Raw genomic sequence first — 4,028 nt, 5'->3', positions numbered from 1 at the left:
CGTTAAAGTACCTGCTGGTCATGTCCATGCAACATTAATGGCCGCTTTTGAATTTGCATATGCTCAAGTAATATCAACTGAAGATTATGTTGGCTAAAGCTTAAGATTTCCTAAAATTAACATAATACACCTTATACGAAATGCGTTATAATTATCTATAGAAATCAATGCTGTAGTTTCTAGTTGATAGCCCAATCGCCACCGAATGGGCTTTTTTTATGATTTTTCATGTTCCACGCTTAATAAGTGAGCAATGTTCCACGGTTTTATTCAGTTTTAATAAACATCATCCGGTTTTTTGAGGAGTCATTATTTCATTGCTGGCAATGAAATTGGCTCATTAAAAAACTGGAGTCCTGGCTAACCATATGGAAGGAAAAAGCGGCTTAGGAAGCCCCTTTTCTTAGGCTCAGGTTCAACGTGTTCTGGAACAGGGATACGTTTGTTCTCTGGAGTAGTCAATCCGTCATAGTTCGGTGCTAGTTCCGACCGAGGATCCGTTGCTATATCCTGTTTAAAGCTCTGATCGGTAAACGTAGTCATATTGGCTTTTGGTGCTTCTAGCAAGCGCTGCATAGCTTCAATCTGTTCTTGATAAAACGATTCACGTTCTAAAGATTGATTTTCTCTCTGTATTGCCTGATTTAATTGTTTTTCCAGTATGTCAACTTGACGTTTTAGTAAGTCAACTTCTGTCAAGTTTTGACTGTTAATTGATTGACTTTGATTGACTGTATCCTCTTTTTTTTGTGGTTCCCCAAAAACTCTTAGGGCCTCTGAAAAGTCAATTAAGCCATCAGATCCTTTAGATAAATTTCCTTTGTTTATATGTGCATATATGGCTTGTCTTGAATATCCATAAAGCTTAGCTAACTCTGAAACTGACAGTTTTTTCATTATGTAAACCAGTTTTCAACTTGTGTTAATACCTGACTGTTAACTTAACAATTTCAATTAACAATGTCATTGAAATCCTAATTTTCTGAGTAAAGGGAGTAACTCCTTAAATTTCTCTGCATCTTGCAGCATGGCAGCTATACGTACAGCAAACTGCTGATAGCTTTCTGTGCCTTGTGAATATTTACTCATCTCAGGAAGCTCTGAGAGCTTGTTGGCGAATAGATGGCGTTGTTTATCTGTTATTTTTGAAAAGAGGTCTAATGTATTCGAATCTCTTTTAGATTCGACTGAATGCGTGGCTGATTTTTTCTGTTTAAAGCTAAATGAAAAACCAGTAATAGATCTACCTGTTTTATGCTGTTCAACTTTGACAGTGATATCGGTATGTTCATTTACTTGTTTTAATGCAATGTCTAAAACATATTTTTTAAAATCATACATTCGTTTGTATTCAGTCTCGAGTACACCTATTTTTTGTCTAAAATCATACATAGTTATGAGAGGAGTTTTTCCAGTACTACGCCATGCAATCAATATTTCATATAAACGAACAGCATAAGCACTTGTTAAATTACTTATTTGTTGTATTTCATACTTTGTAAATTGTTCTTCTAACCTAGTAATTAAAGGCACAATAGCAGGGGCAAAAATAAGTCTAACGACAGCTTCATTATCAATATAAGCCACCTCGCTCACCCATCTCGACTTGTGATTAATAATGTTACCTTTTTCACTAAGACTCTGATAACTGAATTGTCTTGCAAACAGGTCATCGCAAGCATCTTTTAACGCCTGATAGGCCGTATTTCGATGTACACCAAACTGATTAATATAACTTTCAGCATGAACTGTTAGTGGATCATTAGCATTTATCCCTTTACCCGATTCCCTTGCTTCAACAATAGCTAGGAGAATTAACCTCTGTTCAACTAGATCGAGGTTATAACTAGCATTGATTAAGGCATTATCTTTAACAACTAGTTCTGTTTTCATATGAAAAGATTATATTTTTAATTCAATAAGACGAGGTTATAAAATTATCTCGCTTAATGCAAGGTAAACCTCGTTTTAATGCAAGGTAAACCTCGTTTTAATGAAAGGTAAACCTCGTTTTAATGCAAGGTAAACCTCGTTTTAATATCTCTAGAACCATTATGAATAAAGGATTACAGCTCAGTTAAAAGCATTTAAAAGCTTAAAAATAATTAAAAGCCCAGGGAATGAAAAATTGCCCTTGGTTTTCGCTACGCTCAAACTCTATTGAATCTCGCTTTCGCTCGATTCGTCGGGGCAATTTTTTGGTAAATATTTCCGTGAATTTGAGAAAAGCAAAAGCAAGATCAAAAGCAGCTCGGAATTCGCTTCGCTCATAAGCTTTTTTACTCGCTTCGCTCGGTTTGGGAAGCCAATTTGGAAAGTTCGCACCCATGCGGGATGCTCTGCTATGCAGGTGATGGATGGATAGGGAGCTTGTAATCAGGGAAAGGGATGGGCAAATTTTCTCAGTTCGCTCGTAGACACTCGCTCTGTTTATCGACTCATGCCACGAGATTTCATTTTAGGCGCATGTTGCTGTGCTTTAAGCTGTTCTTGTCTGAGTTTCATCTGCTGTTCGGTTTTGATCTCGTCCACACATTTTTTAATGACCTTGTAGGACTGGTAGAGGGTCTGGTATTGCTTGGCTTTTTCCGGATGCTGTTTTTGGTATTTCTTCCAGGCATGTTCTTTGAAAGCATCGTTTTGCAGTAATTCCTTCACACCATGTTTTTTCTGATGCTCATGTTGGCCTTTTAGTTTTTTGTGTTCTTGGTAAATCGTGTCACGTTGGGCTTCCCAGGCTTTCTTGCCAAACAGTAAGGGTTTGTTCTGGCCTAATTCGTTGTGTTGATCGACCAGGCTTTGCAATTTGTCATGACTTTGCTTGAGTCCGCTTTTCACAATCTCCTGTGCAAGCTGCTGATTGAACTCGTTTTGATGTTTGTGCTGCTTGATCAGGGTTATTTCGGCCTGTTTAAGATTACGTTGCATGAAATCCAGGTCTAGATTCGCGTCTTTTGCGCTAATTTGGCCATTGAGCAGTTGAACGAGGGTTTCCCTCTGTTTTTCCTCAAACATCGCTTTTTCGTCAATTGGTGGCGTTTTAGCGCTATGTTTGATCTGAATCTGCTGTTCTTTTTTCAGTTTGATGAGTTTTATCTCATTTTCAGCAATCAGCATGTCCATATTTTTGCCGTATTGCAGCTGAGCCTGATTTCTCTGTTTGATTTCATCATTGCTTCGGCTGATTTCGGTCTCAATCCCTTTCCGGCGCAGTTCGGTCACTTTCGGTCCTTCGTGCAAAGTCGCTTCCAGACCATTCTCCTGGTCTTTGTAGCTGCGGTGGTCGACCCGGGCAGTGGATCCAGCCATATCCAGGTGCATATTGCAGATATCGGCAAAGTGTTCACGCCAGTGTTCGATTTCTCCACTGTGTTTCTGGTCCAGTTCCCGGGTTTTATCCGTAAAGCCTTCAGGGGTGAGTTTGCGTGTGCTCATCAGGATATGCGCGTGATAATTGCGTTCATCACTGCCGGATCCGGTATGCGGTGCATGGATACAGGCATCGACTGCCACCTGGTGTCTGTCCACAATACTGGCGCATAGTTCTTCAAGCATGGCCAGACGTTGTTCCTGGTTCAGTTCACTGGGAAAGGCAATTTCAAATTCCCGGGCGACTGTTGAGTTTTTTCGGGTTTCTCGTTGCTCTACTTCGTTCCAGAGTTTTTCCCGGTTTTTTAAATGTTCTGGTGCGCCTTCCGGTAAGTAAATCTCTTTATGTTCCACACCAGTTTTTCGGCTGTAATCATGTTCCCGGCCTGCGCGTTCACAATAAATCTTTTCACCTGCCCGATAGGCGATTGCAGCAGTGGCGGAACGCCCTGCAGATCGTGCTATGGTTTTGACTGAAAAGTGGTAAATCGCCATGCCTGTTTTTCGCTTTTAAATTTTCACGTAGTGAAATACAACCGTGTATACGGTTGTCGGGGTATTGGGGTCCCCCCAATCGGACTTGCAAACGAAGTTTGCATAAGTGCGCTCTTCGAGGAAAACATTACTATACATATAGCACCTTGAATGCATATTCAAGT

General features: G+C 40.0%; 4 protein-coding genes. All 4 read right to left on the bottom strand.

What is annotated here, in order from left to right:
* Window positions 1-360: 360 nt before the first annotated feature.
* The 4 genes from NI462_RS14725 to mobQ all read right to left on the bottom strand — a co-directional run bounded on the left by NI462_RS14725 (window position 361) and on the right by mobQ (window position 3,864).
* Window positions 361-897, bottom strand: a complete 537-nt coding sequence (locus tag NI462_RS14725; RefSeq protein WP_253161213.1) for a plasmid replication DNA-binding protein — start codon at window positions 895-897, stop codon at window positions 361-363.
* Window positions 898-963: 66 nt separating this feature from the next.
* Window positions 964-1,893, bottom strand: coding sequence for a replication initiation protein RepM (gene repM / locus NI462_RS14720; protein ID WP_253161211.1), 930 nt, complete (start codon window positions 1,891-1,893; stop codon window positions 964-966).
* A 202-nt stretch (window positions 1,894-2,095) separates the two neighbouring features.
* A complete protein-coding gene (locus NI462_RS14715) occupies window positions 2,096-2,329 on the bottom strand; it encodes a hypothetical protein (protein ID WP_253161209.1) in 234 nt (77 codons plus the stop codon).
* 101 nt (window positions 2,330-2,430) lie between these two features.
* Complete coding sequence (mobQ, locus tag NI462_RS14710) at window positions 2,431-3,864, bottom strand: MobQ family relaxase (protein ID WP_253161206.1); 1,434 nt, start codon at window positions 3,862-3,864, stop codon at window positions 2,431-2,433.
* Window positions 3,865-4,028: the final 164 nt, after the last annotated feature.

The organism is Acinetobacter lwoffii (genome assembly GCF_024129715.1).
GTDB lineage: Bacteria > Pseudomonadota > Gammaproteobacteria > Pseudomonadales > Moraxellaceae > Acinetobacter > Acinetobacter lwoffii_U.
The sequence above is the reverse complement of the archived record's forward strand: the minus strand, read 5'-3'. Positions and strand labels throughout refer to the sequence as shown.